The following is a 26,257-nucleotide window of genomic DNA, read 5'->3' as shown; positions in this document are numbered from 1 at the left end:
GAAGAATGTGACCTCCGCCCGGCAGGGGGCCGGCAGTTCCCGTACGGAAGAAGGCGGTTGCCCCCCGCTCCCGTCGTTCGGGAACGTGGGGGCAACCGCTCGACGCGCAGGCTGGTCAGACGCTGCGCCGGTACTGCGCCGTGAGCCCTTCGAGAACGGACACCGTCTCGCGCGGGCCGGGTGTCGCGAGCAGATCCCGATGGATGTCCGCGGCGCCCTGGCGGAACGACGGCTCGGTCAGGACGCGGTCGATCCGCTTCTGCATGTCGGCCGCGGAATGCGCTTCTCGCCTGATCACCAGGCCCGCTCCGGACTCGGTCACGAACCGGGCGCTGAGCGGGCCTTCCATTCCCTGGTAGTTGTCCATGGCGACGATCTGCGGGATGTTCGCCGCGGCGGCGGCGCACATGGTGCCGTAGCCGCCGTGGTGAATCAGTGCCGAGCAGGTCGGGAGGAGCTGGGCCAGCGGCACGTAGTCGACGGTGCGCACATTGTCGGGAACGTGATCGATCCCCTCCAGCTGCGCCTGGTTCAGGGTCGCGACCACCTCGACGTCCAGTTCACCCAGCGCCTTCAGCAGATTGGCGATGAGCGCCTCGCTGTCCTTGGAGAAGACCCGGATCGAGGCACCCAGGGAGAGCGCCACCCGGGGGCGTTCCGGCTTCGCGTACAGCCAGGGGGGCAGGACGTCCGCTCCCGAGTACGGAACCCAGCGCATCGGCACCGTACGGAGGCCGGAAGGGAGCCGGGCGGAGGTCGGCATGGGGTCGACGGTCCACTGGCCGTTGAGGAGTTCGTCGTCGACCTCGAAGCCGTACCGTTCCGCCATCGGCCGCAGCGAGGCGATCTGCGGCTCCTCGTCCGTCAGCGCCGGCCCGGGCTGCCTGGTGCGCTCGGTGAAGAGGTCCCTGGCCCAGGTGAAGTGGTCAAGGCCCCACAGGAACCGCGCGTGGGCCGCGCCGGAGACACGGGCGGCCACGGGTGACGACGGCATCGTGGGGTCCCACAGCACCAGGTCGGGCTGCCAGCTCCGGCAGAACCCGACCAGCTCGTCAAGCAGCGGCTGAGGGTCCTGGGCCGTGACGTCCACCGGGTGGAAGTCACGGATCGCGGGCAGCATGTAGTCCCGGTGGAACCGCCAGGCGTGCTCATCGGCGGGGTCGATGGCCAGCGCTCGCGTGATGCGGTCCAGGACGCGCGTCGTCTCCGCGGTCGGGGGCTTGCCCGCGCCGAGCGGCGGGGGAAGTGTCGTCTCGTCGCCCAGTGAGACCGCTGTCAGGCCGACCGAGTTGACGGCCGGCGCGACGGCCGGATGAGAGGCCACGACCACCTCGTGCCCCGCGGCCTGCAGGGCCCAGGCCAGCGGCACGATCGGGTAGACGTGGGCCGTCGCCGGCCAGATGGTGAACAGGACACGCATGGGGGTCTTCTCCATGGGGTGCTTGGGCGGACTCCACCGCCGCACGGCGACCCGGCGGGGCGGGGCCGCTCCGTGGGCCGGTGCGGACGTCGTCATCCGGACGTGAGGGTGATCGCCTCGGTGGGGCAGCACGCGACGAGGTCCTCCACCGCGGCGATGTCGTCGGCGTCGTGGAGCTCGGCCGCCAGGGCGACGGCGTGGCCGTCGTCGGAGAGCCGGAAGAGTTTCGGATACGTGATGGCACACAGTCCGCCGCCACCGCAGACGGTGCGATCGATCGTCAGCCTCGCGGTCACGGCGTTCACCCGCCGGTCCGGTGGGACCTGCTCGCGCCCAGCTCGACGGGGAGCGAGACGAGGCCGCGCAGCAGCCAGTTCTCGGCGTAGGTGACTTCGTCGCGCGGGACGGCCAGCGACAGGTCGGGGAAGCGTTCGAAGATCGCGGGAATGGCGATCTGGGCCTCCAGCCGGGCGAGGGCGGCCCCGAGGCAGTTGTGCAGTCCGTGCCCGAGACCGAGGTGGCGGGGGCCGCTGCGGGTGAGGTCGAGGCGATCGGGATCGGTGAAGCGGTCGGGGTCACGGTTGGCCGACTGCAGCGCGGCGACGACCGGGGCGCCGGCGGGCAGCTTCGTACCGCGGAAGTCCATGTCCTCCTTGGCGAAACGGAAGACGCCCACACACAGGGCACCCTCGTAGCGGAGGAACTCCTCGACGGCCGTCGCCTGGATCTCGGGCCACTTCGGCAGCAGCAGCCGCTGGTCGGGGTGGTCGAAGAGGGCGAGGATCGAGGAGCCGATCAGGTTCCGCGTGGTGTCGAGACCGGCCATGATCATGAGGGCGAGCATGGCGACGAGCTCGTCCTCGTTGAACCGCTCGTCCCCGTCGCGCGCCTCGATGAAGCTCGACATCAGGTCGTCCCCGAGCATCGAGCGCTTCTCGATGATCAGGGTGCGTCCGTAGTCGGCGATCTCCTCGAACGCGCGCTGCGCGCTGCCCTTGTCGTCGTCCGGGTGGAACGCCCGCTCGATCGCGTCGAGCATCTCGTTGTACTGGCTGAGCGGAATGCCGAGGATCTCGCCCATGACGGCCGCGGGGATCGCACTCGCGTACGCCACGGCATCAGGGCTCTCCTGCTTCTCGAGCCGGTCGAGTTCCGCCTGGACGACGCGTTCCGTGGGCTCGCGCCACTGTGCGGTCCGGCGTGGGGTGAACGATCCCATGGCCAGTTTGCGGATGCGGGTGTGGTCCGGCGGGTCGAGCACGGTCATGATGCGTGAGACGACCGTGTCGGCGCCGAGGATCATGCCGGACTCTTTGAACTCGGAACTTCCGTGGGTGGGCGCGAAGTTGCTGAACCGGGGATCGGCGAGCACGGCCTGCACGTCGTCGAAACGCGACACGATCCAGGTGCGTATGTCGCCGACGGGGAACCGGAACTCGTGAATGGGCGAGTTCTCGCGCAGCCACGCGAAAGCCTTGTACTGGTTCTGGTAATACTCCGGAGTGAAGAGCGATGGCATCGAAGAAGTCATGGATAGATCTCCTGAGTCCGGACGTTCGGAGTCTGATCTGCGTGCGACCTGCGGGTGATCCGCGTCTGGCCTGGGACGGTTCTCCATTGACGCGAAGTGTTTTGCATGGAACGTACACAGCCGCCTCAAGTGCGCAGTAACGGCCCGATCACTGGCCTCTCCGCGCCGAACCGGCCCTGCGCCGCGCGGTCCGGTGGGCCGTACAGGCACCGGCGGGAGCCCGCGACGCCGGCACGGCCCGAAGGAGGCCCGCTAGCGGGTCACCGCTCGGGAGGCCTGCGCCGCGGCCTCGACGCCTCGCTCGATGGCGCCCTCGACGAACCCGGACCACCCGGTGGCGATGTCGCTGGTGGCGAAGGAGATCCGTCCGTGGGGCTGCTGGACGGCCCGCAGCAGCTTGGTCATCTGCCCCTGCTGCATCCAGGACCACGCGCCCTGGGAGAACGGCTCCAGGCCCCAGCGGGCCGCCTTGACCGCCGTGACCCGGGCTTCCGGCACCAGGGACTGGACGGCGGCCTGTACCTGGTCCACATTGCCGGTGTCCAGCGTCGCGTCGGAGCTGAAACCGGCCATGAGAAGGCCGTTGGGGGTCTGCGCCCAGGGAACGGCGGTCAGCAGCGGGTGGCCCTCGGGCGGCTGGGCGACGAACCGGCCCACGTCGCCCTGGACGTTCATCATGAACTTCTGACCCGCGGTGACGGACATCGTCTCCTGGGTGGCGGTCGCGTGGGCGGCCGGAAGCGAGGGCGTGAACTGGATCGACTTCCATACGTTCACCGGAACCGCGACGACGACGGCCGCCGCCGAGTAGGACTGGCCCGCGCGGGTCGTGACGGTGACCTTGGAACCGTTGTCGCAGACGGACCGGACCGGGGAGGCGAGCTTCAGCTGGGCGCCCGAGCTGTCCAGTATCCGCTTGAGGAGCGGGGTCATACCGCCTTCAGGGCGGTAGGTGTTCAGACCGAGGTAACCCATGTAGCTGTAACCGCACAGGGCGTGGGTCTGGCACAGGTCGGCCAGCCCGCCACGGGCCGCGCCGCCCTCGACCGCGGTGACCGGAGTGATCCAGTCCTCCTCCTCGGGCGTCAGGCGCATCTGCTGGAGCCGGTCCCGGAGCGTGAGCTTGTCGAGTTCCGCCACCACGTCGGCCCGGAGGAAGGGCTGCTCGGGCTGCGGGAAGGCGTCCTTCGAGCCCGCGACGAGACGCTCGAAGAGCTCGCCCTGGCGACCGAAGGCCTCCTCCGGGGTGAACGCCCTGAACTGGCCGGAATTACGGAAGATGACCTTCTCCGGCGCGGGGTCCTCCAGGATCCGGACCCCGTGCCGCTTGATCTCGGCCTGGATCAGCGGCTGCTTGGCATCGACCCAGGTGCCGCCCATCTCCACCATCTGCCCCTGGAACGTGGTGGTCCAGGTGCGCCCGCCGATACGGTCACGCGCCTCGAGCAGCAGCGTCCTCCTGCCCGCGGCCTGCAGCTCGCGCGCCGCGGTGACACCGGCGAAGCCCGCGCCGATGACGATCACGTCGAACGTGGCGTCCGCCTTCGTGCCGGCGGCCCGCGCCGTGGAGGCAGCCGCGGTCGCTGTGCCTATTCCGGCCAGCCCGGCGACTTTGAGCAGTGTCCTGCGGCGCGGTGTGTAGGCGTGGCCCGGGCGGGGAATGCTGTTCTCCGGTTGCATGACGCTCCTTGCGCTGAGTGATCCGCTGCTGGCCTGAATTCAGCCAGATGAGCGACCAGCGCCCGTCCATCGCTTCCCCATGCCCTGGTAACGGGGCGGTAATCGACCGTCTCTCCGTGCGGTGCGCGCATCCGCCGCACCGCACGCGGGAACCCTCGTGGCCCGACATCACGCGATGGTCTCCCCGGACGCACGAAGAGGGGCCGTCGGCGAACCGACGGCCCCTCGAAGAGACGTGTGTGCTCAGACGATCACGCCTTGGGGCTCTTGATCCCCTCGATCAGCCGGGCGAGGCTGTCGGCGCCGTGGCCCGCCTCGACCTGACGGTCGATGAGCTCGGCGATGGGCTTCATGACATCGGTGCCGATGCCCTGGTCCTCGCTGATGTGGATGATGTGGTCCAGGCCGCCCTTGTTGAACGCCAGGCTCTGCACGTCGGTGGTGTAGTCGCCCTTGTCGATGAACTCGGCCTGGCCGGGCAGGAACGTGGTCATCGCCTTGAGCCACGGCACGGCCAGCGCGGTGAACTCCTCGGCCGTGACGCCCTGCGTGCCGACGAGCGCCGCACCGTGGAAGAACCCGGCGAACATCGAGTACATCGACGCCAGCAGACCCGTCTCCAGAAGCGACGCACGGGCGGCGACGTCACCGAGGTACGTCGAGGTGCCCAGCAGCGCCAGCGCCGCCTTGTGCTTCTCGAACACGGCGGACGAACCGGCATAGAGCAGCGACGCCTCTTCGGGGTTGCCGATCAGGTCCGGGGTGGCCATGATGGCGCCGCCGAGGAACGCGATGTCCTCCTGGGCCGCCCATGCGGAGGTCTCGTTGGCCTCCGTGGGGGAGAGGCTGGTCAGCATGAGCAGGCCGCGCCCGGCCAGACGGCCGGTGACCGGGTTCAGGATCTCCTGGGCCGCGTCGCGGTCCAGTACGCAGACGACGACGAGTTCGCCGGCTTCGACCGCCTCGGCGGGGGTCGTGGCGAGGGTCGCACCCTGGGAGACGAGGGCGTCGGCCTTGGAGGCAGTCCGGTTCCAGACGGTCGTGGGGTGGCCGCCCGCGAGGAATGCACCGGCGATCGCCTGCCCCATCGAGCCGAGGCCGATGACGGTGACAGGTGTGGCCTCAGCGGGCTGGGGGGCGTACTCGTTCATGTTCGTGGTCTCCATCTTCCGCATGGGTTCGTTCCTTGGCCAACCGGGACGTCAGCCGCACGTGGGGGGTCGGATCGACTGCCGCACCCAGGGGCTGGAACGATCCTTCCGCCGATCTGACGGGTTGCCAAGTGCGCACTATTTTGTAAGCACTTACCTGGAGGTAAGGGAGGGCCGCACGCCGGCCGTCGTGAGCACGACAGCCGTCCGCCGCGCGATCGAGCAGGTCAGGACGGCTTCCTGAACTGCTCGATCATGGCTGCGTAACTGTCCTTGCCATGGCCCGCCGCGATCGCGCGATCCGTCAACTGAGCGACAAACTGCGGCAGTTCGACCGGGACGCCGGTGGACTTGCTCTCGTGGATCAGGTGGACCATGGTGGCCCAGTGCGTGTCGATCGTGGCGTCGTGCGCGGGGTACGCGCCCTGGTCGATCTGTTCCGCGTAGGCGGACACGAAGTTCGTCACCGCACCGATCCACTGGTTGGCCAGCGGGGAGAACGTCGTCGCCTTCACGCCTGCCGTCTCCAGCAGCGCGACGCCGTGCAGGAAGCTGTTCAGGACACCCCACATGATGCTGAGCAGGGCCACGTCGTAGAGCGACGCCAGCCCGTGGTCGGCGCCGAGGTGGGTGGCCGCGCCCAGGCGGGCGAGGGTGGCCTCATGGGCGCCGAACACGTCCTCGGGGCCGCTGTAGAGCAGTACCGCGTGTTCCGTGCCGATGACGGGCGGAATGGCCATGATCGCGCCGTCGAGATACGAGATTCCGAGGCCGGCGGCCCATTCTGCCGTCTGCCTGCCTCCCTCGGAGTGCCCGGAGGTGAGGTTCACCAGGGTCTTGCCCCTGAGGGCGGAGCGGACGGGCTCCAGGACCTCACGCACGGCGTCGTAGTCGGTCAGGCAGACGATCACCAGCGGGGCGGCGGCGATCGCCTCGGCGACCGAAGGGGCGAGCGTGGCGCCGTCGGCGACGAGCCCGTCCGCCTTCTGGGGGGACCGGTTCCACACGGTCGTGGCGTGCCCGGCACCGAGGAACGCGCCGGCCAGCGCCTGGCCCATGAGCCCCAGGCCGATGACCGTGACCGGAGTGTTGTCGTCCATTGCCATCACACCGTCCCGCCTTCAGGGCAACGCGCTGCCGAACTCCTCGGGAAACCGGCGGTGTCTGCAGTGAGACTCATAGAAAAATGGCACCATCTTCTCTGATTCGAATGGGCGCTGGCACGCGACGCTCCGCATGGGTGAGCTGTCCAGAAGCTATCGGCCCGCCGGAATTCGCCCCTCATCGAACGGTAACCAGCGAGTCATCGACCGGAGGCCGGCAGGGGAAGCCCTTGCGCTGATCGGGGGCGCGGCCGCTTCCGCACGTCGTCGAGGAACGCTCGAGCCCCCAGAGGTCCGCGAGATGAACCGTGGTGGATTCGGCAAGGCGCTGTCACCGAACTGTGAAGCACACGCGCGAACCTGGAGTCCACCAGAGGAACGTTTCACGCCGTCATCGGGGGAGTACGCCATGAGCACCTTGAGCAGAGCCTTTGCCGCTGTCACCGTCGTCACCGTGTCCGCGCTGGCCCTGACCGCCTGCGGTCCCGGCGAGGACGGTGCCGCGGGCGGGGCCGGCGTACCGTCGGCGACTCCCGCCTCGCCGTCGCAGCCCGCCGAGTCGTCCTCGCCCGCCGAGCCGTCCTCGCCTGCGAAGCCGTCCGCATCCGCCAAGCCGTCCGCGCCCGGCAAGCCGGCGTCGCCGTCGGTCGATCCGGACTACGACGTCTTCCCCTGCAGCACCTTCGACGTGACGTTCACCGCGAGCCTTGCAGAGCCCACGACCAGCAGCTACCTGCTGAAGGTCACCAACAAGTCCGGCAAGCCGTGCCGGGTGCTCGGCCACCCCGTCGTGACCTTCGGCGACCTGGACGGGCAGGCGACGGAGCGCGGTACGGCCCCTGGCATCGAGGAGGCCATCCGGCTCGCACCGGGCCAGTCCGCCTATGCCGGCCTGATGGGCGGCCTGAAGGGCGCCAAGAGCAAGACTGTCTCCTCGATCGCGATGACCATGAACACCGAGTCCGACCTGAAGCAGGTCCCGCTCAAGGCCTCGACGCCCGGACTCAACGTCTCCGACGACAACTCGGTCACCGCGTGGATGGACAACGCCGAGGACGCGCTGAGCCTGTAGCCGGTCTCCCGCTCGGGCGCCTCCGCCGCGCGGCGGAGGCGCGCGCGGGCGGGAGAGCCGCCGGGGCGCCGGCTGTCGTCGGCCTTCATGTCCCGTCGTCGGGACTCGCCTCACGCCGCGCCGGTGCCGTTCCGCGCGGAGGCCAGCCGTGCCTCCGCGCTGCCCAGGAGGGTGTCCAGCACGACCGGATAGGCGCTGCGATTCATCCGGTCGGCCAGGAGGTGTGCGGTGGCGGCGATGTGCGGATGTGTCTCGGCCGGCAGCCGGGCATAGGTGGAGGACCACATGTCCTCGTCCGCCTCCCTGACCTCGTCCTTGATCGCCAGCGCGCCCGCGTCCAGGGAGGCGAAGGCCAGGGCCAGGTCGATGAAGGCGTGGTACACGCCGACGGCGTCCGCCTCGCCGAAGCCCGCGCCGCGCAGGATGCCGAGAATCGTCTCGTCCACCTCGATCTCCCGGGGGCGGCCGGTGACACGGCTGGCGGTCAGCAGGGCGGCCTGCGGGTGGGCGAGGTAGGAGGCGTGGATGGCCAGACCCAGAGAACGCAGGTCGGTGCGCCAGCTCCCGGTGGCCGTCCAACTGTCCAGGGCGCGCCCCATCAGCTCCTCGCCGATGGCCCGGGTCAGACCGTCCAGGCCCGCGAAGTACCTGTACAGGGTGCTGGGGTCGGCTCCGAGAGCGGCGCCGAGCCGACGTGCGGTCAGTCCGGCGCTCCCGTGCTCGCGCAGCATCCGCAGCGCTGTCTCCACGATCAGCCTCTCCGACAGCACGGAGCCCTGCCGGGTCGGCCGCCGCCTGCGCCGTTCCGCCTCCGGAACCACCTTCTTCGGCATCACTCCACCGTCCCGTCGCTCCTTATGCCAACGCTGTAGACCTTAACCGCCGGGACCGTGTTGCATCGAGGTGTTCCCAGGCGCTCGCCGGGACCGTCTAGCGAAAGTGGTGTGTGACATGCGCGTACTTCTCGTCGGCGCCGGCGGCGTCGGAACCGCCGTCACCCGTATCGCGGCCCGCCGCGACTTCCTGACCCGCATGGTCGTGGCCGACTACGATCCGGCCCGGGCCGAGGCCGCCGTGGCAGCGCTCGACGACCAGGAGGGCCGGTTCAGCGCCCACCGTCTGGACGCCTCCGACGAGGCTGCGGTCCGGCGCCTCCTCGTCGAGGAGAGCTGCGACGTGCTGCTGAACGCGACCGACCCCAGGTTCGTGATGCCGCTGTTCCACGCGGCGCTCGCCGCCGGTGTGCACTACGTCGACATGGCGATGTCACTGTCCGTTCCGCACCCCACCGCACCCTACGAACAGTGCGGGGTCAAGCTGGGCGACGAGCAGTTCGCCCTGGCCGAGGCCTGGGAGAACGCCGACCGCCTCGCCCTGGTCGGCATGGGCGTGGAGCCCGGCCTCTCGGACGTCTTCGCCCGGTACGCGGCCGACGAACTCTTCGACGAGATCGAGGAGATCGGCGTCCGCGACGGTGCGAACCTCACCGTGGAGGGCTACGACTTCGCGCCTTCCTTCAGCATCTGGACCACCATCGAGGAGTGCCTCAACCCGCCCGTCGTGCACGAGAAGGGCCGCGGCTGGTTCACCACCGCGCCCTTCAGCGAGCCGGAGGTCTTCGACTTCCCCGAGGGCATCGGCCCCGTGGAGTGCGTCAACGTCGAGCACGAGGAGGTCCTCCTCATGCCCCGCTGGGTGGACGCCCGCCGGGTGACGTTCAAGTACGGCCTCGGCGACGACTTCATCGCCAAGCTGAAGACCCTCCGGGATCTGGGGCTCGACTCCACGGCCAAGGTCACCGTCCCCGGCGCCGACGGACCGGTCCAGGTCTCCCCGCGCGACGTGGTCGCCGCCTGTCTGCCCGACCCCGCCACGCTCGGGGACCGGATGAAGGGCAAGACCTGCGCGGGCACCTGGGTCAAGGGAACCAAGGACGGCGCGGCGCGGGAGGCGTACCTGTACCACGTGGTCGACAACGAGTGGTCGATGCGCGAGTACGGCTCCCAGGCAGTGGTCTGGCAGACCGCCATCAACCCGGTGATCGCCCTGGAGCTGATCGCTGACGGTACGTGGAAGGCAAGCGGCGTCCTCGGCCCCGAGGCGCTGCCGCCCCGGCCGTTCCTGGACCTGCTCGGCGCGTACGGGTCTCCGTGGGGGCTGCGCGAAGAGAGCTGACCCGCCCGGCGGGGCGGTCAGCGGTCGGACGGTGGCGATGCGGAGACCCCCGTGCGGATCTCGTCCAGTGAGTCCTGCAGCAGGGCCCTGGCGCGGGTGAACCAGTCCGCCAGTACGGCGACCTCGTCAGGGCTGTAGTCCGCGAAGAGGAGGCCAAGGCGCTCGTAGAAGGGGCCGTAGGCCTGGAGGATGCGCTCCAGTGCGGACTCTTCCATGACGAGCCGGACCTTCCGGCGGTCCTGAGGGTCCGCCTGGCGCCGGATGTACCGGGCCTTCTCGAGGCGGTTGAGGACGCCCGTCACCGCACCGGTGGTCAGCCGGGCCCGGTCGGCGAGGTCGCCGGCCACCAGCGACTCGCCGGCCGTGGCGGCTTCGACGAGGAAGCCGAGACAGGTCAGATCCGTGACGTTGAGGCCGAGGAGCCGCGCGATGTCCTGCTGCCCGAACTGCGCGGTCGCGATCATCCGGTCCATCGCATACAGCGCCTGCTCCGCCGTCGCCGCCGGACGTGCCTTGCCCTGCACCACATTTCCCCTTAGCATCTAAGTAAATTATCTCGCGAGGTAAGACATCTATGGGTGGGCCGCGGCCCGCCACCTGAGCATCCCATTTCCCGAGGAGGCGCCGTGAGCGCGCACGGAGACCACGATCTGGGCCACACGGTCGCCGGCTGGACAGGCACCGGCATCGCCACCATCGGTTGTACGGCGACGGGTGTGGCGCTCGCCGCCCACTCGACCGCGGGGCTGCTGTTGGGCGCCGGGGTCGTGGCCCTCGCCGTGCTCACCACCTGGTGTCTCCACCTGGCGGGATGGGGCAAACCCTCCGGACCCCGGCCGGCCGATCAGCAGCACTGGCGCGTCCGTGACGCGGCGGCACGCCGGGGCCATCCCGACTGCCTCGGCTGCCGCCTTGCGGGCCGCAATCCCGCCGAGGCCCCGGCCGCGGCGATCGAGCCCGCACTCGCGGGACAGTCGTCGTAGCAAGGCTCTGTCCTTCGGGTGACCGTCAGCCCTTCGGGACACGGCGGCCGGTGACGACCGGGTCGGCGCGTACGTGCGCACGCACCCCCTGCGGGCCGAACAGGACGAGGAGCTCGACCGCGCCTCCGTCGGCGCTGCCCAGCCAGTGAGGCATCGACGTGTCGAACTCCGCCGCCTCACCGGACGGCAGCGTCAGGTCGCGCTCGCCGATGACGAGCCGCAGGCGTCCGGTGAGTACGTAGAGCCATTCGAAGCCTTCGTGGGTCTGCGGCGTCGGTTCGAGCAATTCGTGGGTGGCAGGGATGATCATCTTGAACGCGTGCACCCCGCCCGGCCGCCGGGACAGGGGCACGAACGTCATGCCGAACCGGCTGATCGGCTTGAGGTGTATCCGCGGATCGCCCGTGCGTGAGGCACCGACGAGATCGTCCAACGGAACGTCATAGATGCGCGCCAGAGGCAGCAGCAACTCCAGGCTCGGCCGGCGGTGCCCGCTCTCCAGCCGGGACAGAGTGCTCTCCGACACGCCCGTCGTCGCCGCGAGGTCGGCGAGAGTGATGCCGCGGGCACGGCGCAGTGCGCGAAGGCGCGGCCCCACCGCGTCGAGCACGTCCTCGTCCGTCGTGTGATCCATCAGGCCATCTTGCAGTAACCGCAAGATTCCGTGCCTTGTCGTGGGGGCCTGGCGAGACTCGGTGCGTACCGACACAAGGAGTCTTGATGAACAGCAGGATCGATACGGTCGCCTTCTGGGACGGCGTCCACGCGGCGCGAGCGGAGGCCGGCGAGCGGCGGCCGAATGCCCGTCTCACCGAGACGGTCACGGGTCTGCCGCCCGGTGACGCGCTGGACCTCGGCTGCGGGGCGGGCGGCGACGCGCTGTGGCTCGCCCGCGCGGGATGGCGTGTCACCGCCGTCGACGTCTCGGGGGTGGCTGTCGAACAGCTCGCCGCCGTCGCCCGCTCGCACGGCCTGGACGACCGCGTCACGCCCGTGCGGGCCGACTTGCGGCGGACGTTCCCACCCGGCGCATTCGACCTGGTCTGCGCGCATTACCTGCACACTCCCTTCGACCTGGACCGGTCAGCAGTCCTGCGCTCCGCCGCGCTCGCACTGCGCCCGGGCGGGCGACTGCTGGTCGTCGACCACGGCTCGGTCGCGCCATGGTCGTGGGACCAGGGTTCCGGCGTTCGCCCTCCGACCCCGCGTGAGGTCGCGGTGAGCATCGGTCTGGCGCCGCAGACATGGACGGTCGAGCGTGCCGACGCGCCCCGCCGGATCGCGACCGGCCCGGACGGACGTACCGCCGAGGTCACCGACCATGTCCTCCTCGTCCGCCGCGCCGCCTGACACCCCCGCCGCCCCATCGACAGAGCAAGGGAGATCCCGATGCCCGGCACCAGGCGCCGCGACACCCCGCCGCCCCGGACCGGAAACGACGAGGCGGAGGTCCTGCGCGGATTTCTCGACCACCTCCGGAACTCGATCGCCGCGAAGGTCGAAGGCGCCCCCGAACCGCACGTGCGAACAGCCGCGGTGCCGTCGGGCACGAACCTGCTCGGCCTGCTCAACCACCTGACCTTCGTCGAGCGCTCGATGTTCCTCGGAGACGACGTCGCCGACTGGGAGGCGACGTTCCGAGCCGCACCGACGGACACCGTGGCCGATGTCCTCGCCCGCTACCGGGACGCGGTCGAGCGCGCGAACGGCGTTCTCGACACGTGCACCGATCTCGGCGCGCGGGTTCCCCGACCGCGGCCGGACCGCCCCGCTCCCAGCATCCGCTGGGCGCTCACCCACATGATCGAGGAGACCGGCCGGCACGCGGGCCACGCGGACATCCTGCGCGAACTCATCGACGGCACGACCGGCCGCTGATCCCGTGCCGGAGCGCGCGTGCGGCCGTCAGGCGGAGGCCACGACCTCGCCTGCCGAGATCTGGGGAGGGTTGGGGAGGAGCGAGGCGAGGTTCTCCGCCACGAAGTCGGCCGCCCTCGCGATGGACTCCTCCGCGCCGGACCGGTCCTGGAAGACGCTGGTCGAGACCATCACCCCGTCCCCGGCGTCGACCCAGTAGTAGGCCACGAAACCGGAGACCTGGCGCATGAGCGGCACGAACCCCTCGCTCACGACGCGGCCTGCCTCAGCCGGATCGGTCACCCCTTCGTACCTCCGGACAGCTGCGTACATCGCCATGGCTCCTCAGTGCAGGGTTCGACTGGTGCTGAGGAGTCGTACCCTGCGACGACTGTCCGGATCATGAGGCGTCCGACAATCACCTGAAGAGCCGACGCCGAACCGGTCGTGCCGCCTGTTCGCCGGGTCGAGGCCGCCCTCCGGGCCGCCCGTGTCAGGCGACCAGCTCGTAGATGCTCCGGGCCGACAGCCACAGGCCGAGCAGCAGGGCCAGTGTGACCACCAGCTGTTCCTGGTGGTGCTCCAGCCAGTTCCTCAACGCGTTCAGGCGGGCGTTCGCGACCGCGGGCGACCAGACGACGTACATCTCCATGACGATGAGGCTGAGCGTGGCCAGCAGGCAGTAGCCCGACAGCGCGAGCCAGTCGGTGAGGGTGGAGAGATCCGCGTCGAGAGCGGTCGCGGCGCCCGCGCCCACCAGACCCCAGGGCTGCAGCAGCCATGCCAGACCGGCTGCCGTGACCGCCGACGCGTTGTCGATCCGGGCGGTCCAGCGGGGCGGGCCGTGCGGGCGGGGCGGCCGCCGGTGCCGGTACCCGCCGTACAGCACCAGAGCCAGGCCGATCGCGAGCTTCACGGCGATCCCGGCGGTCGAGGGCGCGCTGTGACGCGCGGGAGGCTGACCGCCGGTCAGCAGCACCACGACGGCGATCACCGCGATCAGGTTGGCCAGCCACGACAACAGGAACGCCAGACCCTTACGGACACCGCGCCGGGAGGAGAGCAGCAGGATGAAGGCGCTGTTGTGCAAGGGCCCCAGGGTGATGGCCGTACCGATCACCATCAGGTCGAGGACCATCGGAACAGCCGCTCCTTGGTCTCGAGGGTGTCCGCAACGTGGGGACAGGGGGGCCGAGCAGTCGGGTCACCGCGTCGTGTGGGACCGCGTTCCGACTTTGCAGGGGGCGGCCCGGCCGGTCAAGCCAGCCACGCCCGTGACCCCCTGCCGGCCGCTCCGCCTCGACTCGGGCTGGTCAGAGGTCGCTGTCGATGCCCGTGACCGCCGGCGGGCCGAGGGGTGCGTCGCCTTCCGCGATTCCGGCGTCCTTCAAGGCGGCCGCGACCAGACGGGTGGCGTCCAGTTCGGCCTCGTACCGGTCCCGTGCGTCGATCTCGAGGCGGATCGAGAAGGTGCCGTCCCCGTTCAGCGTGAGGAGGTCCAGACCCTCGCTCTCGCTCACGTCGGTGTGCTGGGACGCCAGCTCCCGTTCGAGGACCGCGCGCGCGGAATCGGTGATCCGCGTAAGGAACGTGCCGGGAACGGTGATGACGAACGTGGTCATGGCGACTCCTCGCGTAGGCCAGAGTGTGCGTGGCGTACTGCTTCCCCCGTCTGTCGTGCCGAAGCCGCCGGTACGCCGGCCGGCCCACCGGCCGGCCACCTGCGCGCTCACCGCACCACGCCTCAGGGCCGTCCCGGATCAGCCCACCAGATCCGGTGCGCGCAGCATCTCGGGCGGGATGCCCCACGCGTCGACGAGGTCGACCGCCACAGGCCGGACCTTGCGGCAGAGGTCGTTCACCTCCCGGCTGATCGCCTTGGAACGCTGGACTGTCAGCCGGCCGTGCTCCATGAACCAGGCCCGGTCGGCCTCGATCGTCGACAGGGCGAACAGGTCGCACAGCAGGGCCAGGGCCACCTTCTCGTCGCCCTCGGGCATCGCCCGCACCTTGTCGACGAAGGCCTCCGTCACCAGCCGTTCGACGTGGGCACGGGCGAGCGCGATGACATGGTCCTGCACCTGCGAGAAGACGGCGCCGGGGTCACGCTTCTGGTCGATCCCGCGTTTGATCCGGCGGGCCAGCCCGGCGAGCATGTGCTCCTCCCGGAAGCGGACCATGGCGAGCTGGTACTCCGAGTCGCGCAGACCGGCTTCCTGGTCCCACTCGTCGCCGCCGGGCAGCAGGTCGCGTACCCGCTCGAGCAGCTTGTGGGCGGAGGTGCGCTCGATGACCGTCTCCACGGCGAGGTTGGTGAGGTAACGGACCGTGCCGAGCTGGTCGAGGTCCTCGAACTCGCTGGCGTGGTCGGTGAGCAGCCCCTTGGCCACGAGCTGCAGCAGGACGTGGTTGTCGCCCTCGAAGGTGGTGAAGACGTCGCTGTCGCTCTTCAGCGCGGCGAACCGGTTGACGGCGAGGTACCCGGCGCCGCCGCAGGCCTCGCGGCACTCCTGGACGACCCTGGTGGCGTGCCAGGTGGCGAGCGCCTTGAGGCCGGCGGCCCGCGATTCGAGCCGGCGCCGCGCCTGTGCGTCGTCCTCGATGCCGGAGAAGACGTCGTGCAGGTGCGAGCGCACGACGTCCTGCGCGAAGTGCAGGGCGTACGTCCGGGCGACGAGCGGCAGCAGCCGGCGCTGGTGCAGGCCGTAGTCGAGCAGTACCTGCTCCTCGGCGCCGGAGGTGGCTTCGAACTGCCGTCGCCGCGCGCCGTACTTCGTGGCGACCGCCAGAGCGACCTTGGCGACGCCGACCCCGGCGCCGCCGACACTCACCCGGCCCTGCACCAGCGTGCCGAGCATGGTGAAGAAGCGCCGGTTCGGGTTCTCGATCGAGCTCTCGTAGACGCCTTCCGGGCTGACGTCGGCGAACCTGTTGAGGAGCGCCTCGCGTGGGATCCGTACACCGTCGAACCAGATGCGGCCGTTGTCGACGCCGTTGAGACCCATCTTGCGGCCGTCGTCCTCGATGCGGACGCCGGGTGCCGGCTCGCCGTCGACCCGGATGGGCACGAGGAAGGCGTGCACGCCCTCGGACCGGCCGTCCACCTCCAGCTGGGCGAAGACGACCGCCAGCTCGGCGTGGCGGGCCGCGTTGCCGATGTAGTCCTTGCGCGCCCGGTCGTCGGGGGTGGTGACGACGAACTCCTGGCGTGCGGGGTCGTACCGTGCGACGGTGCCGAGCGCCTGGACGTTGGAGCCGTGACCGGTCTCGGTCATCGCGAAGCAGCCCATCAGCTCGCCGGTGATCAGCCGCGGCAGACAGGTCTCGTGATGGCGCTCGGTGCCCAGGTGCAGGATGGCGCCCCCGAACAGCCCGAACTGCACACCGGTCTTCACCAGCACGGACAGGTCACCGAAGGCCAGCGTCTCGAACGCGGCGATGGAGGCTCCGACGTCGCCACCGCCGCCGTACTCCGCCGGGAAGCCCATGCCGGTCTGGCCCGTCGCCGCCATCTCGACCACGATCTCGCGCACCCGCTCGCGGAACGCGTCCACGCCGAGTTCGTCGGCTTCGTCGAGTACGGAGGCGTGCGTCCCCAGATTGCTCCGGACGAGGTCGCGAATCCCGGCGTACTCGCCGTCGAGTACGGCGGCCAGTGCACGGACGTCGATGTCGGGCTGTATGTAGCCGGTCGCCGTGGAGGGTGAGTTGTCGAGGGCCATGCCGCTTCGCTACCCCGCCGCGGCAAGATCAACCGGCGCCGGCCGGGTGGCGGGCCGGAGCCGACGGGCGGCGCGGCGGGCACGTCGGCTTCCGGAGCCGCCCCTTTCGGGTCGAGTGGGGCGGGGCGTCGTCGACAGGGGTGGCTCCGGGCACCAGACTGTTCGCGGAGGTGACGCGAGTGGTGGAAGAATCGGTGGAAATGCGGGCCGCTGTCCGGGAGACGTACGGTCCGGCCGACCTCAGTTCGGTCCCGGTGTTCGCCGGAGGGTTCATCAACTTCGGGTACTGGCGCTCGATCGACCTCGCCGGACCGATCACGGTCGACGACCGGGTGCGCAGTCAGAGCGACATGTACCGGCAGGTGCTCGACGCCGCCGGTCCGCTGGCCGGCCGCCGGATCGTCGAGGTCGGCTGCGGGCTCGGTGTCGGCTGCGCGCTGGCCCTGCGCGAGTACGGACCGGAGCAGGTGACCGGTATGGACATCCATCCGCAACAGCTGGACCGCGCGCGCCGGACCAACGCGGAGCTGCTGGAGACCTCGCCGACGGGGCTCCGCTTCGTCCGGGGTGCGGCGGAGGAGATGCCGTTCGCCGACGGGGAGTTCGACTGTGTCTACAGCGTCGAGGCGGCCCAGCACTTCGACGACATGATCGCCTTCACCCAGGAGACGGCCCGCGTACTGCGGCCCGGTGGCCGGGTGGTCGTCGCGAGCTTCTTCACCCCGGACGACGATCCGGGAAACGGAGCCCGGCTCGCGTCCTGCCTGGAGTCGTACGCCGACGGGCTGGACATCGCGCGCCCCGTCTCGCTCGTGACCGACGCGTTCAGCCGGGCGGGTCTGACGGACGCCCAGGCCGTGTCCATCGGGCCCGATGTGTGGCAGGGCTGGGACCGCTGGCTGTCGGACCAGTGGAAGCCGGGCACCTGGCCGCGCAACTTTCTGAAGGCCTACGAGCAGGGCAGCCTCGACTACTACGTCGTCACGGCCACGCGCCCGCAGACCTGACCCCGAGACCAGGAACCGCCGTCGCGCGACCCCGCACCCCGCACCCCGCCGTCCGTGCGGGGGCGGGGTGCCGCACTTGGCCTATACCAATTGCCCGAGTCCCCGTAGTCTCCTCCGTGGCCAGCGGTACCCCCTTCCCTCCACCCCGGCCGCGTGCTGGTGCGTGCGACGCCGCCCCAACGTCGCCCCGAGCAGCCGGGTTCCCCCGTCGCCGCCTCCAGGAGGATCACGGTGAACATGCGCACCAGAAGCCCGGCGGTCATCTGCGCCCTCGGTGTCGTCGCCTCCCTCGCCCTGACCACGGCCTCCGCGGAGAGCCGTGAAGCCCGGCAGTCGACCGCGACGACCGCGCAGGCCGCGAAAGTGACGCACGGCGCGCACGCCGCGAAGATCAGGCTCACCGGCGTCGCCACGGCGCGCAATCCGACCGCCGGCGCCGCCGGACCCGGTGGCGCCATCTGGATCGCCGAACGTGCGGGAACTGTCAGGGTGTTGGGCGCTCAAGGGCTCGGTGAACCTGTGCTCGACATCTCCTCCGAGACCACCACGGACGGGGAACGCGGCCTCCTGGGCATCGCGTTCGACCCGGCACGCGCACACCTCTACATCTCGTACACGAATCTCGAAGGCACCAGCACCATCGACGAGTTCGCCGTCCGGAAAGGCAGGATCCGGCCGGAGACCCGGCGCACCGTCCTCACCCAGACTCAGCCGTATGCGAACCACAACGGCGGCGACATCAGGTTCGGGCCCGACGGATACCTCTACATCGCGTTCGGCGACGGAGGCGCCGGCGGCGACCCGCACGGCAACGGGCAGAACCTCGACACGCTGCTCGGCAAGCTGCTGCGGATCGACCCGCGCGGAGGCACGCCGTACGCGATCCCCTCGGACAACCCCTTCGCCGACGACCCGGGCGCGCGGGACGAGATCTGGGCCTACGGGCTCCGCAACCCGTGGCGGTTCTCCTTCGACTCGCGTACGGGTGACCTGCTGATCGGCGACGTCGGTCAGAACGACTGGGAGGAGATCGACTGGGCGCCCGCGAGGAGCAAGGGCGGTGAGAACTACGGCTGGTCCCAGATGGAGGGCAATCACCCCTTCCGGGGCGGCACCGAGCCGGCGAACCATGTGCGCCCGATCCACGAGTACGCCCGAACCGGTCTCGGCTGCGCGTGACCGGTGGGTTCGTGTACCGGGGGAGCGCGATCCCGGCCCTCAGGGGTCAGTACGTGTTCAGCGACTACTGCGACGGCACCATCCGTTCCCTCGCGCTGAAGAACGGAAAGGTGACGGCGGAGAACGACCTCGTCGTCAACGGTGGCGAGGTCATCTCCTTCGTGGAGGGCCGCGCGGGCGAGCTGTACGTCCTCGCGATCGGCGGCAACATCGCCCGTATCGACCCGGCGTAGCCGACCAGCGCCGTATGCCGTCCGGCTCTCCGGTGGGAGGCGAAGCCGGACGGCACACGGCGGGAGAAGGCTACGACCGCGTCGCGGTCCCGCATCCCCCGTCCGGCTCCGGGCGCTCGGCCATCGACGTGCTGCGGTCGTAGGGATCCACAGTGGATCCGTTCGTCTCCGCGTCCGCGCTCGAACGGTCGAAGTCGGGGGTGAGGAAGCCGGTGACGGGGCCGCAGCCGCCGTTGGTCATGTCGGCCTTGTACGAGACGAGGGAGAACGTCCCCGGCTCGGTGACCACCTTCGTGGGATCGTCCCAGCTGACCACCACCTCGCGCCGCACGATGGTCCGGACGACGTCCTCGCTGCCGCCCTCCGCGCGGACCACGGGGTACACGTAGGTGACGTCCCCCGTGACCCGTACCGAGCCCTTGGGTCCTTCCTCGAAGGTGAGCCGGCCGCGGGTCTTCACGGTCTCGCCGACGAGTCGGGTCGTGGCCGGGTCGAACCGGCTGAAGAGCAGGACGGGGTCGGTCTCCCGGTCGGGCTTGCGGAAGGCGGAGCCCAGGAAGGCCTGGACATCCTGCTGGTGAGGGTTGATCAGGGAGATCGCCCGCGCGGGACGCTTCCCTTCGAGCACCTGCCGGTCCAGATTCGACCAGGTGAGGAAGTCCCGCGTCCGGTCCAGCGCGCGCCCGACCTGGTCGCTGTTCATCCAGCCCGTCGCCTTGGGGCGCGGCATGCCGACCCCGGCCGCGCCGTCCGCCCAGCGCGCCGCAGGTGAGCCGAGGAACGGCTCCGCGAGCGTCGCACGTCGCGGGGTCTCCGGCGGGGGCGCCTGGTCGGGGCGTCCCGATTCCACGGCAAGCGGCCTGATGTCGCCCGCGCCGAACCAGTCGGTGAGGAGCCCGGGCGTCAGCGAGGCGGCCAGCACCGCCACCGCGGCGGCCATGCCGGCGACGTACCATCCCCTACCCCGACGGCGAGGCCGGGCGGGTGCGGACGCGCGCCAGACCGGTGCGCCGCCGACGGGCCGCTGCTCGGGCGACTTCGCGGTCCTGCCACGCTCCTCGGCCGACAGCTCCCTGGGGGCATCCGCCGTTCCGGCCACCGAGTCCCGAAGGAACCGATCCCACTCCTCGTCGGGCACGGCCGAACCGCCCCGCCCCCCGCCCGCGCTCACTCCGCACTCCTCAGCTCTGCGTGATCCGGTATCCCCATGATCGTGATTCCGATGATCGCACAGCCGTACGTGGTGCCGTGGTGGGGTCGTTCAGGCGAGCGTGGGCACTCGCTCGGACCGCGGCGGCGGACCGGGCGGTGTGCCGTCGCCGAACGGCCGTCCACCGAGCGCGTCCCGACCGTGCGGGGTGAGCCAGCCGCTCGTGTCGGGGCCGCCGGGGACGATCCCGGTCGGGTTGATGGTGTGGTGCACCACGTAGTAGTGGGCCTTGATCTGGTCGAAGTCGATCGTGTCGCCGAAACCGGGCGTCTGGAACAGGTCCCGCGCGTAGGCCCACAGGGCCGGCAGCTCCGTCAGTTTCTGCCGGTTGCACTTGAAGTGGCCGTGGTAGACGGCGTCGAACCGGACCAGTGTGGGGAAGAGCCGGAGATCGGCCTCGGTGATCGTGTCACCCACCAGGTAGCGCCGGCTCGTCAGTCGCTGCTCCAGCCAGTCCAGCCGCTCCCACAACCGCTGGTACGCCCTGGCGTACGCCTCCTGCGAGCGCGCGAAGCCACACTTGTAGACACCGTCGTTCACGTCGTGGAAGACCTTGTCGGCCACGTCGTCGATCTCGTCGCGCCGTGCCTCCGGGTACAGCTCTGGCGCGCCCTCCCGCTGGTGCGCCGCCCACTCGTGGCCCAGGTCGAGCGTGATCTGCTCGAAGTCGTTGGTCACCACCTGACCCGTGGAGACCTCGACGAGCGCGGGCACGGTGATGCCCAGCGGATAGTCCGGCCGGCGGGCGAAGAACGCCTCCTGCAGCCGTTCGATGCCCAGCACCGGGTCCTTGCCGCCCGGGTCCAGATGGAACGACCAGCTCCGCTCGTCGTGCAACGGCCCGGCCACGCCCATCGAGATCACGTCCTCGAGACCCATCAGGCGCCGGACGATCGCCGCCCGGTTCGCCCACGGGCACGCCCTGGCGATGATCAGGCGATAGCGTCCGGGCTCCACGGGATATCCGTCGCGGCCGTCGGCCGTGATGCGTGTCGTGATGTAGCGCTTGTCCCGCTTGAACTCACCGTCACCAGCCATACTCCGAGCCTAGCCATGGGGAGCCACATGTACGCCTGTCCCGTCGCCGGCGTTCCCCGAAAGGTCACCTAGGCGCGGAATCCAGCCAGAGCCTGCGCCCCGGTCCGGTCGGGTGGGTACCCGTGACCCCCATGACCACCGAGTAGAGGCTGGTCTCCGCGGCGATGAAGAGACGGTTGCGCTTCGCACCGCCCCAGGTGATGTTGGCGACCGTCTCCGGAATGTCGAGCCGCCCGATCAGAGTGCCGTCGGGGTCGTAGCAGTGCACCCCGTCGTCCATCGCGGCCACCCAGAGCCGGCCGCCGTCGTCGAAGCGGAGGTTGTCGAAGCGTGCGGTCCCGCGGGCCGCGGCCGCGGCGAAGACCTGGCCGTCGGAGAGTGTGCCGTCGTCGCGTACGTCGAAGACCCGGATGAAGCCTGCCCGGGTGTCGGAGACGAAGAGCTGCCGTTCGTCGGCGGAGAAGACGAGTCCGTTCGGGGCGCCGAACCCGTCGGCGACCAGCCGCACGTCGCCGGTGGCCGGGTCGATGCGGTAGACGTTGTTGGAGCCGATCTCGCTCTGCGCGCGGTGGCCCTCGTAGTCGCTGGTGATGCCGAAGTCGGGGTCGGAGAACCAGACGGAGCCGTCGGACTTGACCGCCGCGTCGTTCGGACTGTTCAGACGCTTGCCCTGCCAGCGGTCGGCCAGCACCGTGAGCGTGCCGTCGTGCTCGGTACGTGTCACCCTGCGGTTGCCCTGCTCGCAGGTGACCAGCCGGCCCTCGCGGTCCAGGGTGTTGCCGTTGGTGTGACCGGCGGAGCGGCGGAAGACGCCGACGGCGCCGGTCTCCTCGTCCCAGCGCAGCATCCGGTCGTTGGGGATGTCGCTCCACACCAACTGCCGCCAGGCGGGCACGTAGACCGGCCCCTCGGCCCAACGGCAGCCGGTGTACAGGACTTCCAGGCCTTCATCGCCGTTCATGCATCGGCCGGTGCGGAACCGGTCGTCGAACATCTCGTACAGCGCGGGCCGCTCGGTGGTCATTGTGGTCCTCCCGATCCAGGCAAGTGTCGAATGTGGTTCGGCACATCGGGAAGCCTGGAGGATGAGCTATGGTCAACGCAAGATCTGTTCGAATGGAGAGTCGTGGATCACATCGATCGCTCCCTGCTGGCACTGCTCCAGCAGGACGCCACCCGGTCCTACGCCGCGCTGGGCGAGGCCGTCGGTCTCTCGGCCGGCGCGGCCCATGAGCGCGTACGGAAGCTCCGCGAACGCGGAGTGATCCGGCGCACCGCGGCCGAAGTGGATCCGGCGGCGGTGGGCGGCGGCGTGCTGGCGTACGTGACGGTCGACTCGACGTCCTGGATGGGGGACACCGCCGAGAGCTTCGCCGCCCTCCCCGAGATCCTGGAGGCGCACATCATCGCGGGCAGCGCATCGGTCCTGGTGAAGGTCAGGACCGCGACCACCGAGCAGCTGCAGGACGTGCTGCGCCGGATCTACGCGATCGACGGAGTGAGCGGCACCCGGGCCACGGTGGTCCTGGAGACCTTCTTCGAACGGCAGGTCTCGCCGCTGACGGCCGATCAGGGGTGATCGTGCGCGCCGCCGGTGCGGATCACGGGTGTGGTCGGCGGCCGTCGGCACACCCGCCCGCTTGTCGGACCTCGCTGTTACGTTGACGCGAGGATCTTGCCTGGACTTCCTGAGAGGGCACATGTACGAGGAACGGCTCGCCGAGTTCTCCCGCGAGCGGCTGGACGGCAGACCGATACCCGACGACCTGCGCGTGCTGCTGGTGGCGCAGTGGGACGGCCGCACCGACTTCACTCACCTTCTCGACCTCGACTTCTTCGAGGCGGGAGAGGTCCACCCGCTCCTGGACACCAGCTATCTGAGCGAGAAGGAACTCGCGGACCCAGAGATGCAGGCCGTCAACGCCGGAGCCGCGGAGATGGCCACGCACGCCAAGCTCGTGGCGAAGGGCGGCAAGGGGTGGATCGGCTACTGGCTGCACCCCGACGAACCCGCGGACCGTGCGTGGCGCCTCGTGGAGCTGGACACCGAGTTCACCTTCTGGCGCGTGGGCGGACTCACCCTGACCGAGGGGCGTGCCGCCGAGCAGGCGTACCGTCAGGACGAGCCCGACGAGCGCATCGCGTTCACCCGGCTGGCCGCCGATCTCGCCGAGCTCGGCCTGCCGCTGAGCACCGAGAACCACGACGCCCTCGACGACACCGAGTTCACGGTGGACCCGGAAGAACTCATGGAGCGGCTGATCGAGGCCGAACGTGAGAAGCGCGGTCTTCGCTGATGGGGTGTCGCCGGCGGCGGGCGGCGGTCCCGGGCGGCAGAATGGCAGCGGCGCGAGCCGGGCGGGCGTCGCTCGCGGCGGGCGGCGTCGTGGAGCGCAGGAGGAACACGTGGCTCAGCTGCTGAGGGTCCAGAACTTCAACGTCTCGAGTGACGGAATCGGCGCCGGCGAGGACCAGACCCTGGAGAGGCCGTTCGGCCATGTCGATCCAGGGAAGCTGTTCGCCTGGGCGGGCGCGACGGCGAGCTGGACCATGCGCACCGAGCCCGGGGGCAGTCGGGGTCTCGACGACTACTTCACGCGTGACTACGACCGCAACATCGGCGCCGAGATCATGGGCCGTAACAAGTTCGGGCCCCAGCGCGGCCCCTGGCCCGACCTCGAGTGGCAGGGCTGGTGGGGCGACGAGCCCCCGTTCCGTACTCCGGTGTTCGTCCTGACCCACCACGGACGGCCTTCGTTCACACTCGCCGACACCACCTTCCACTTCGTCGGCGGCGACCCCGCCACGGTCCTCGAGCAGGCCAAGGAGGCTGCGAACGGCAAGGACGTCAGACTCGGGGGCGGGGCGAGCACCATCCGGCAGTTCCTCGACGCCGATCTCGTCGACACCCTGCACGTGGTGGTCTCGCCGGTGACGTTCGGATCGGGAGTGCGACTCTGGGAGTCACCCGACGAGCTGCTCGACCGGTTCCATCTGGACGTGGTGCCCAGCCCGAGCGGGGTGACGCACCACCTGTTCTGGCGGAAGTGACCGGTCCGGACAGCCTGGGCCCGGGGCTGGGGGCAAGCCGTGCCCGAGGTCCGCTCAGATGGTACGGACCGAGCTGAAGTCGACAGCCCGGTCCGCTTCCTCCAGCACCCGCGCGGCCACCTGCCTCGCCTCCGCCGGAACGTCTCCGCGCTCCCGGACGAGGGTCGCGTAGATCGGAGCGTCGGCCGCTGCCCGGCCCATGGGGTCGTACTGGTTCACTGCGCTGGTCCTTACCTGCGGTGGAATCGGCTCATGAGTGTACGGGGGGCGCTGTCCGCCCCACACGCCTGCCGCCCGCCCCACGCGCCTGCCGTCCGCCTCCCGCGAAGGTCAGACCTTCCGCCACTTCGCCTGACCGAACGAGAAGACGCCGAACAGGACGAGTCCGACCGCCACAGCCACGAGCAGCCACGGTCCGGCAGACGTCTGCGCGAACGAACGGATCGCGTCGTCCATGCCCTTGGCCTCCGCCGGATCGAACTCGACCGCCGCCTTGACGCCGAACCAGCCCACCGCCGCGAAGACGCAAGCCCGCCCGACCCCACCGACCGTGCCGGTGACATCCATGAAGCGCCGGGCCTTGCGGGACATCTGCCCCCACGTCAGGTGCTTGCGGTACCTCCGCATCACCGCGCTCCCGGCCAGCCACAGACCGGCCGACGCGAAACCGACGGCCACCGCGCCGACCCACCACTGGCCCCCCGGCAGCCCGAGCAGCCGGCCGGTGATGTCCTGGCTCTGCTGGTCGCTCGACCCCGCCCCGCTGTCCCGTGAGCCCGCCGCGAAGGAGAACACGACGAACGCGGTGGCGCCGTAGAACACACAACGCGCCCCGGACATGGCCCGCTTGGCCGCGCCGTCGCCCTTGGGGCCTGCGGCACCGAACACGGCCTCCGACAGCCGCCAGAGGGCCATACCGGCGAGGCCCACCCCCAGCGCCCACAGCAGCACCGCGCCGAACGGGGTCCCCGAGACTTCGGCCAGGGCCCCGCCCCGGTCCGCCTGCTCGCCCGTACCCGTCAGGCCGATCCGTGCGGCCAGCGCCCCGACGAGCAGATACAGCACCCCACGCGCCACGAAACCCATACGCGCCCCGCCACGGACGGCGTCGCCGCGGGCCACCCTTCTGGCCACCGTGGACGAACTCGCTGCGGTCATCTCCGGTCACTCCCCTCCTGGTCAGGACCATCGGGTTCCCCGCCTCCACCGGCCCAACCCCCGCTCCTCCGCCGGGACCGGACGCCAGGCGCTCAGTCTTCGGCGCGGGCCGCCTTCCTGGCCCAGAGGATGAGGGGCACCTGGAGGGGGAGGCGGGCGTAGGCGAGGGTCCTGGCCGCGGCGGGGCGGTCGCGCCAGTCGTACGCCATCTTCACGTTGGCCGGGAAGACGGCCGCGAAGAACAGGGCCGCCGCTCCGGCGCTCGCCCGGCGCGTCGCCGGAATCGCGAGCCCCGCGGCCAGCGTCAGCTCGGCGACGCCGCTCGCCTTCGTCCAGGCCCGAGGGCTGCCGGGCAGTGCCTCGGGGACGATGGCGTCGAACTGCCGCGGTGCGACGAAGTGTGCGGTGCCCGCGGCGGCCAGCAGGCCGGCGAGCAGAAGAGCGGGACGGTTGGGCCGAGGCATGGGGCTCCTTCGGGAAGAGGCGGACGCTGACGTGTTACCGGTGAGTATGTACCCATGCCCCCGGCCGCCGCTCCGCGGGGGAGCGAGGGTCTGCCCAAGGTCGTGAACCGGACAGAGGGGGAATGCGCGACGCTGGACCGCGAGCGCCTACTGGCCAGTACTTATGGCTTCTCGATGCGTGCGGGTGTGCATTGCATTCGCGCCGCTCTTTCTCCGTGACGTG

At 70.3% G+C, this 26,257-nt stretch carries 28 protein-coding genes and 1 pseudogene; 10 read left to right on the top strand and 19 right to left on the bottom strand.

Features of this window, described 5'->3' with window-relative positions; all coding sequences use genetic code 11:
• Positions 1–115: 115 nt before the first annotated feature.
• The 6 genes from ACF1G2_RS17610 to ACF1G2_RS17585 all read right to left on the bottom strand — a co-directional run bounded on the left by ACF1G2_RS17610 (position 116) and on the right by ACF1G2_RS17585 (position 6,882).
• Complete coding sequence (locus tag ACF1G2_RS17610; RefSeq protein ID WP_391799107.1) at positions 116–1,516, bottom strand: activator-dependent family glycosyltransferase; 1,401 nt, start codon at positions 1,514–1,516, stop codon at positions 116–118.
• Complete coding sequence (locus tag ACF1G2_RS17605) at positions 1,513–1,716, bottom strand: ferredoxin (protein WP_391799106.1); 204 nt, start codon at positions 1,714–1,716, stop codon at positions 1,513–1,515. Before ACF1G2_RS17605 ends, ACF1G2_RS17610 begins: the two co-directional genes overlap by 4 nt.
• 5 nt (positions 1,717–1,721) lie before the next feature.
• Positions 1,722–2,951 (bottom strand): cytochrome P450, encoded by a 1,230-nt coding sequence (locus ACF1G2_RS17600; RefSeq protein WP_391799105.1) that lies wholly within the window; start codon positions 2,949–2,951, stop codon positions 1,722–1,724.
• Between the two features lie 252 nt (positions 2,952–3,203).
• Positions 3,204–4,631, bottom strand: coding sequence for a flavin monoamine oxidase family protein (locus tag ACF1G2_RS17595; RefSeq protein ID WP_391799104.1), 1,428 nt, complete (start codon positions 4,629–4,631; stop codon positions 3,204–3,206).
• A 251-nt stretch (positions 4,632–4,882) separates the two neighbouring features.
• Entirely contained in the window at positions 4,883–5,806 is a 924-nt protein-coding gene (locus ACF1G2_RS17590) for an NAD(P)-dependent oxidoreductase (RefSeq protein ID WP_391799103.1), read from the bottom strand.
• A gap of 203 nt (positions 5,807–6,009) precedes the next feature.
• The gene (locus ACF1G2_RS17585; RefSeq protein WP_391799102.1) at positions 6,010–6,882 is read right to left on the bottom strand and encodes an NAD(P)-dependent oxidoreductase; all 873 of its coding nucleotides are present in this window, start codon (positions 6,880–6,882) and stop codon (positions 6,010–6,012) included.
• Positions 6,883–7,294: 412 nt separating this feature from the next.
• On the opposite strand from ACF1G2_RS17585, the gene ACF1G2_RS17580 reads away from it, so the two are divergent.
• Positions 7,295–7,957, top strand: a complete 663-nt coding sequence (locus ACF1G2_RS17580; protein ID WP_391799101.1) for a DUF4232 domain-containing protein — start codon at positions 7,295–7,297, stop codon at positions 7,955–7,957.
• A 110-nt stretch (positions 7,958–8,067) separates the two neighbouring features.
• On the opposite strand, the gene ACF1G2_RS17575 is transcribed toward ACF1G2_RS17580, so the two are convergent.
• On the bottom strand, positions 8,068–8,790 hold the full coding sequence (locus ACF1G2_RS17575; RefSeq protein ID WP_391799100.1) for a TetR/AcrR family transcriptional regulator: 723 nt from the start codon (positions 8,788–8,790) through the stop codon (positions 8,068–8,070).
• A 118-nt stretch (positions 8,791–8,908) separates the two neighbouring features.
• On the opposite strand from ACF1G2_RS17575, the gene ACF1G2_RS17570 reads away from it, so the two are divergent.
• Positions 8,909–10,132 (top strand): saccharopine dehydrogenase family protein, encoded by a 1,224-nt coding sequence (locus ACF1G2_RS17570; RefSeq protein ID WP_391799099.1) that lies wholly within the window; start codon positions 8,909–8,911, stop codon positions 10,130–10,132.
• A gap of 17 nt (positions 10,133–10,149) precedes the next feature.
• Here the strand turns inward: ACF1G2_RS17570 and ACF1G2_RS17565 are convergent, their stop codons facing one another.
• On the bottom strand, positions 10,150–10,674 hold the full coding sequence (locus ACF1G2_RS17565; RefSeq protein ID WP_391799098.1) for a MarR family transcriptional regulator: 525 nt from the start codon (positions 10,672–10,674) through the stop codon (positions 10,150–10,152).
• Between the two features lie 84 nt (positions 10,675–10,758).
• Between ACF1G2_RS17565 and ACF1G2_RS17560 the strand changes: the two genes are divergently transcribed.
• Positions 10,759–11,115 (top strand): HGxxPAAW family protein, encoded by a 357-nt coding sequence (locus ACF1G2_RS17560; protein ID WP_391799097.1) that lies wholly within the window; start codon positions 10,759–10,761, stop codon positions 11,113–11,115.
• 25 nt (positions 11,116–11,140) lie between these two features.
• Here ACF1G2_RS17560 and ACF1G2_RS17555 read toward each other — a convergent pair whose 3' ends face one another.
• Positions 11,141–11,749: a helix-turn-helix domain-containing protein gene (locus ACF1G2_RS17555; RefSeq protein ID WP_391799096.1), complete on the bottom strand. Its 609-nt coding sequence runs from the start codon at positions 11,747–11,749 to the stop codon at positions 11,141–11,143.
• A gap of 86 nt (positions 11,750–11,835) precedes the next feature.
• Here ACF1G2_RS17555 and ACF1G2_RS17550 point away from each other — a divergent pair, with 86 nt between their 5' ends.
• On the top strand, positions 11,836–12,465 hold the full coding sequence (locus tag ACF1G2_RS17550) for an SAM-dependent methyltransferase (protein ID WP_391799095.1): 630 nt from the start codon (positions 11,836–11,838) through the stop codon (positions 12,463–12,465).
• Positions 12,466–12,504: 39 nt separating this feature from the next.
• On the top strand, positions 12,505–12,993 hold the full coding sequence (locus ACF1G2_RS17545; RefSeq protein WP_391799094.1) for a DinB family protein: 489 nt from the start codon (positions 12,505–12,507) through the stop codon (positions 12,991–12,993).
• A 27-nt stretch (positions 12,994–13,020) separates the two neighbouring features.
• Here the strand turns inward: ACF1G2_RS17545 and ACF1G2_RS17540 are convergent, their stop codons facing one another.
• From ACF1G2_RS17540 to ACF1G2_RS17525, 4 genes are all read right to left on the bottom strand, one after another.
• A complete protein-coding gene (locus ACF1G2_RS17540) occupies positions 13,021–13,305 on the bottom strand; it encodes a hypothetical protein (RefSeq protein ID WP_391799093.1) in 285 nt (94 codons plus the stop codon).
• Positions 13,306–13,465: 160 nt separating this feature from the next.
• Positions 13,466–14,110 (bottom strand): GAP family protein, encoded by a 645-nt coding sequence (locus ACF1G2_RS17535; RefSeq protein ID WP_391799092.1) that lies wholly within the window; start codon positions 14,108–14,110, stop codon positions 13,466–13,468.
• 175 nt (positions 14,111–14,285) lie between these two features.
• On the bottom strand, positions 14,286–14,594 hold the full coding sequence (locus tag ACF1G2_RS17530) for a hypothetical protein (RefSeq protein ID WP_391799091.1): 309 nt from the start codon (positions 14,592–14,594) through the stop codon (positions 14,286–14,288).
• A gap of 138 nt (positions 14,595–14,732) precedes the next feature.
• Entirely contained in the window at positions 14,733–16,694 is a 1,962-nt protein-coding gene (locus ACF1G2_RS17525; protein WP_391799090.1) for an acyl-CoA dehydrogenase, read from the bottom strand.
• A gap of 200 nt (positions 16,695–16,894) precedes the next feature.
• Between ACF1G2_RS17525 and ACF1G2_RS17520 the strand changes: the two genes are divergently transcribed.
• Complete coding sequence (locus ACF1G2_RS17520) at positions 16,895–17,701, top strand: class I SAM-dependent methyltransferase (protein ID WP_391799089.1); 807 nt, start codon at positions 16,895–16,897, stop codon at positions 17,699–17,701.
• Between the two features lie 231 nt (positions 17,702–17,932).
• Positions 17,933–19,113: pseudogene (locus tag ACF1G2_RS17515) on the top strand (PQQ-dependent sugar dehydrogenase).
• A gap of 70 nt (positions 19,114–19,183) precedes the next feature.
• On the opposite strand, the gene ACF1G2_RS17510 reads toward ACF1G2_RS17515, so the two are convergent.
• The 3 genes from ACF1G2_RS17510 to ACF1G2_RS17500 all read right to left on the bottom strand — a co-directional run bounded on the left by ACF1G2_RS17510 (position 19,184) and on the right by ACF1G2_RS17500 (position 22,385).
• Positions 19,184–20,284 (bottom strand): hypothetical protein, encoded by a 1,101-nt coding sequence (locus ACF1G2_RS17510; RefSeq protein ID WP_391799088.1) that lies wholly within the window; start codon positions 20,282–20,284, stop codon positions 19,184–19,186.
• 90 nt (positions 20,285–20,374) lie between these two features.
• Entirely contained in the window at positions 20,375–21,361 is a 987-nt protein-coding gene (locus ACF1G2_RS17505) for a glutathione S-transferase family protein (protein ID WP_391799087.1), read from the bottom strand.
• Positions 21,362–21,425: 64 nt separating this feature from the next.
• Positions 21,426–22,385, bottom strand: a complete 960-nt coding sequence (locus ACF1G2_RS17500) for an SMP-30/gluconolactonase/LRE family protein (protein ID WP_391799086.1) — start codon at positions 22,383–22,385, stop codon at positions 21,426–21,428.
• 102 nt (positions 22,386–22,487) lie between these two features.
• On the opposite strand from ACF1G2_RS17500, the gene ACF1G2_RS17495 reads away from it, so the two are divergent.
• From ACF1G2_RS17495 to ACF1G2_RS17485, 3 genes are all read left to right on the top strand, one after another.
• Positions 22,488–22,940 carry an Lrp/AsnC family transcriptional regulator gene (locus ACF1G2_RS17495; RefSeq protein WP_391799085.1) on the top strand — a complete coding sequence of 151 codons (453 nt, stop codon included), beginning with the start codon at positions 22,488–22,490 and terminating at the stop codon, positions 22,938–22,940.
• Positions 22,941–23,061: 121 nt separating this feature from the next.
• A complete protein-coding gene (locus ACF1G2_RS17490) occupies positions 23,062–23,658 on the top strand; it encodes a hypothetical protein (RefSeq protein ID WP_391799084.1) in 597 nt (198 codons plus the stop codon).
• A 109-nt stretch (positions 23,659–23,767) separates the two neighbouring features.
• A complete protein-coding gene (locus ACF1G2_RS17485) occupies positions 23,768–24,412 on the top strand; it encodes a dihydrofolate reductase family protein (protein WP_391799083.1) in 645 nt (214 codons plus the stop codon).
• A 54-nt stretch (positions 24,413–24,466) separates the two neighbouring features.
• Here the strand turns inward: ACF1G2_RS17485 and ACF1G2_RS17480 are convergent, their stop codons facing one another.
• From ACF1G2_RS17480 to ACF1G2_RS17470, 3 genes are all read right to left on the bottom strand, one after another.
• Positions 24,467–24,631, bottom strand: a complete 165-nt coding sequence (locus tag ACF1G2_RS17480; protein WP_352190666.1) for a hypothetical protein — start codon at positions 24,629–24,631, stop codon at positions 24,467–24,469.
• A 111-nt stretch (positions 24,632–24,742) separates the two neighbouring features.
• Positions 24,743–25,570 (bottom strand): DUF1206 domain-containing protein, encoded by an 828-nt coding sequence (locus tag ACF1G2_RS17475; protein ID WP_391799082.1) that lies wholly within the window; start codon positions 25,568–25,570, stop codon positions 24,743–24,745.
• 92 nt (positions 25,571–25,662) lie between these two features.
• Positions 25,663–26,034 (bottom strand): hypothetical protein, encoded by a 372-nt coding sequence (locus ACF1G2_RS17470; protein ID WP_391799081.1) that lies wholly within the window; start codon positions 26,032–26,034, stop codon positions 25,663–25,665.
• Positions 26,035–26,257 lie beyond the last annotated feature (223 nt).

Source organism: Streptomyces sp. NPDC013457 (assembly GCF_043089925.1).
In the GTDB taxonomy this organism is placed as follows: Bacteria; Actinomycetota; Actinomycetes; order Streptomycetales; family Streptomycetaceae; genus Streptomyces.
This window is presented reverse-complemented; position numbering and strand designations above follow the sequence as displayed.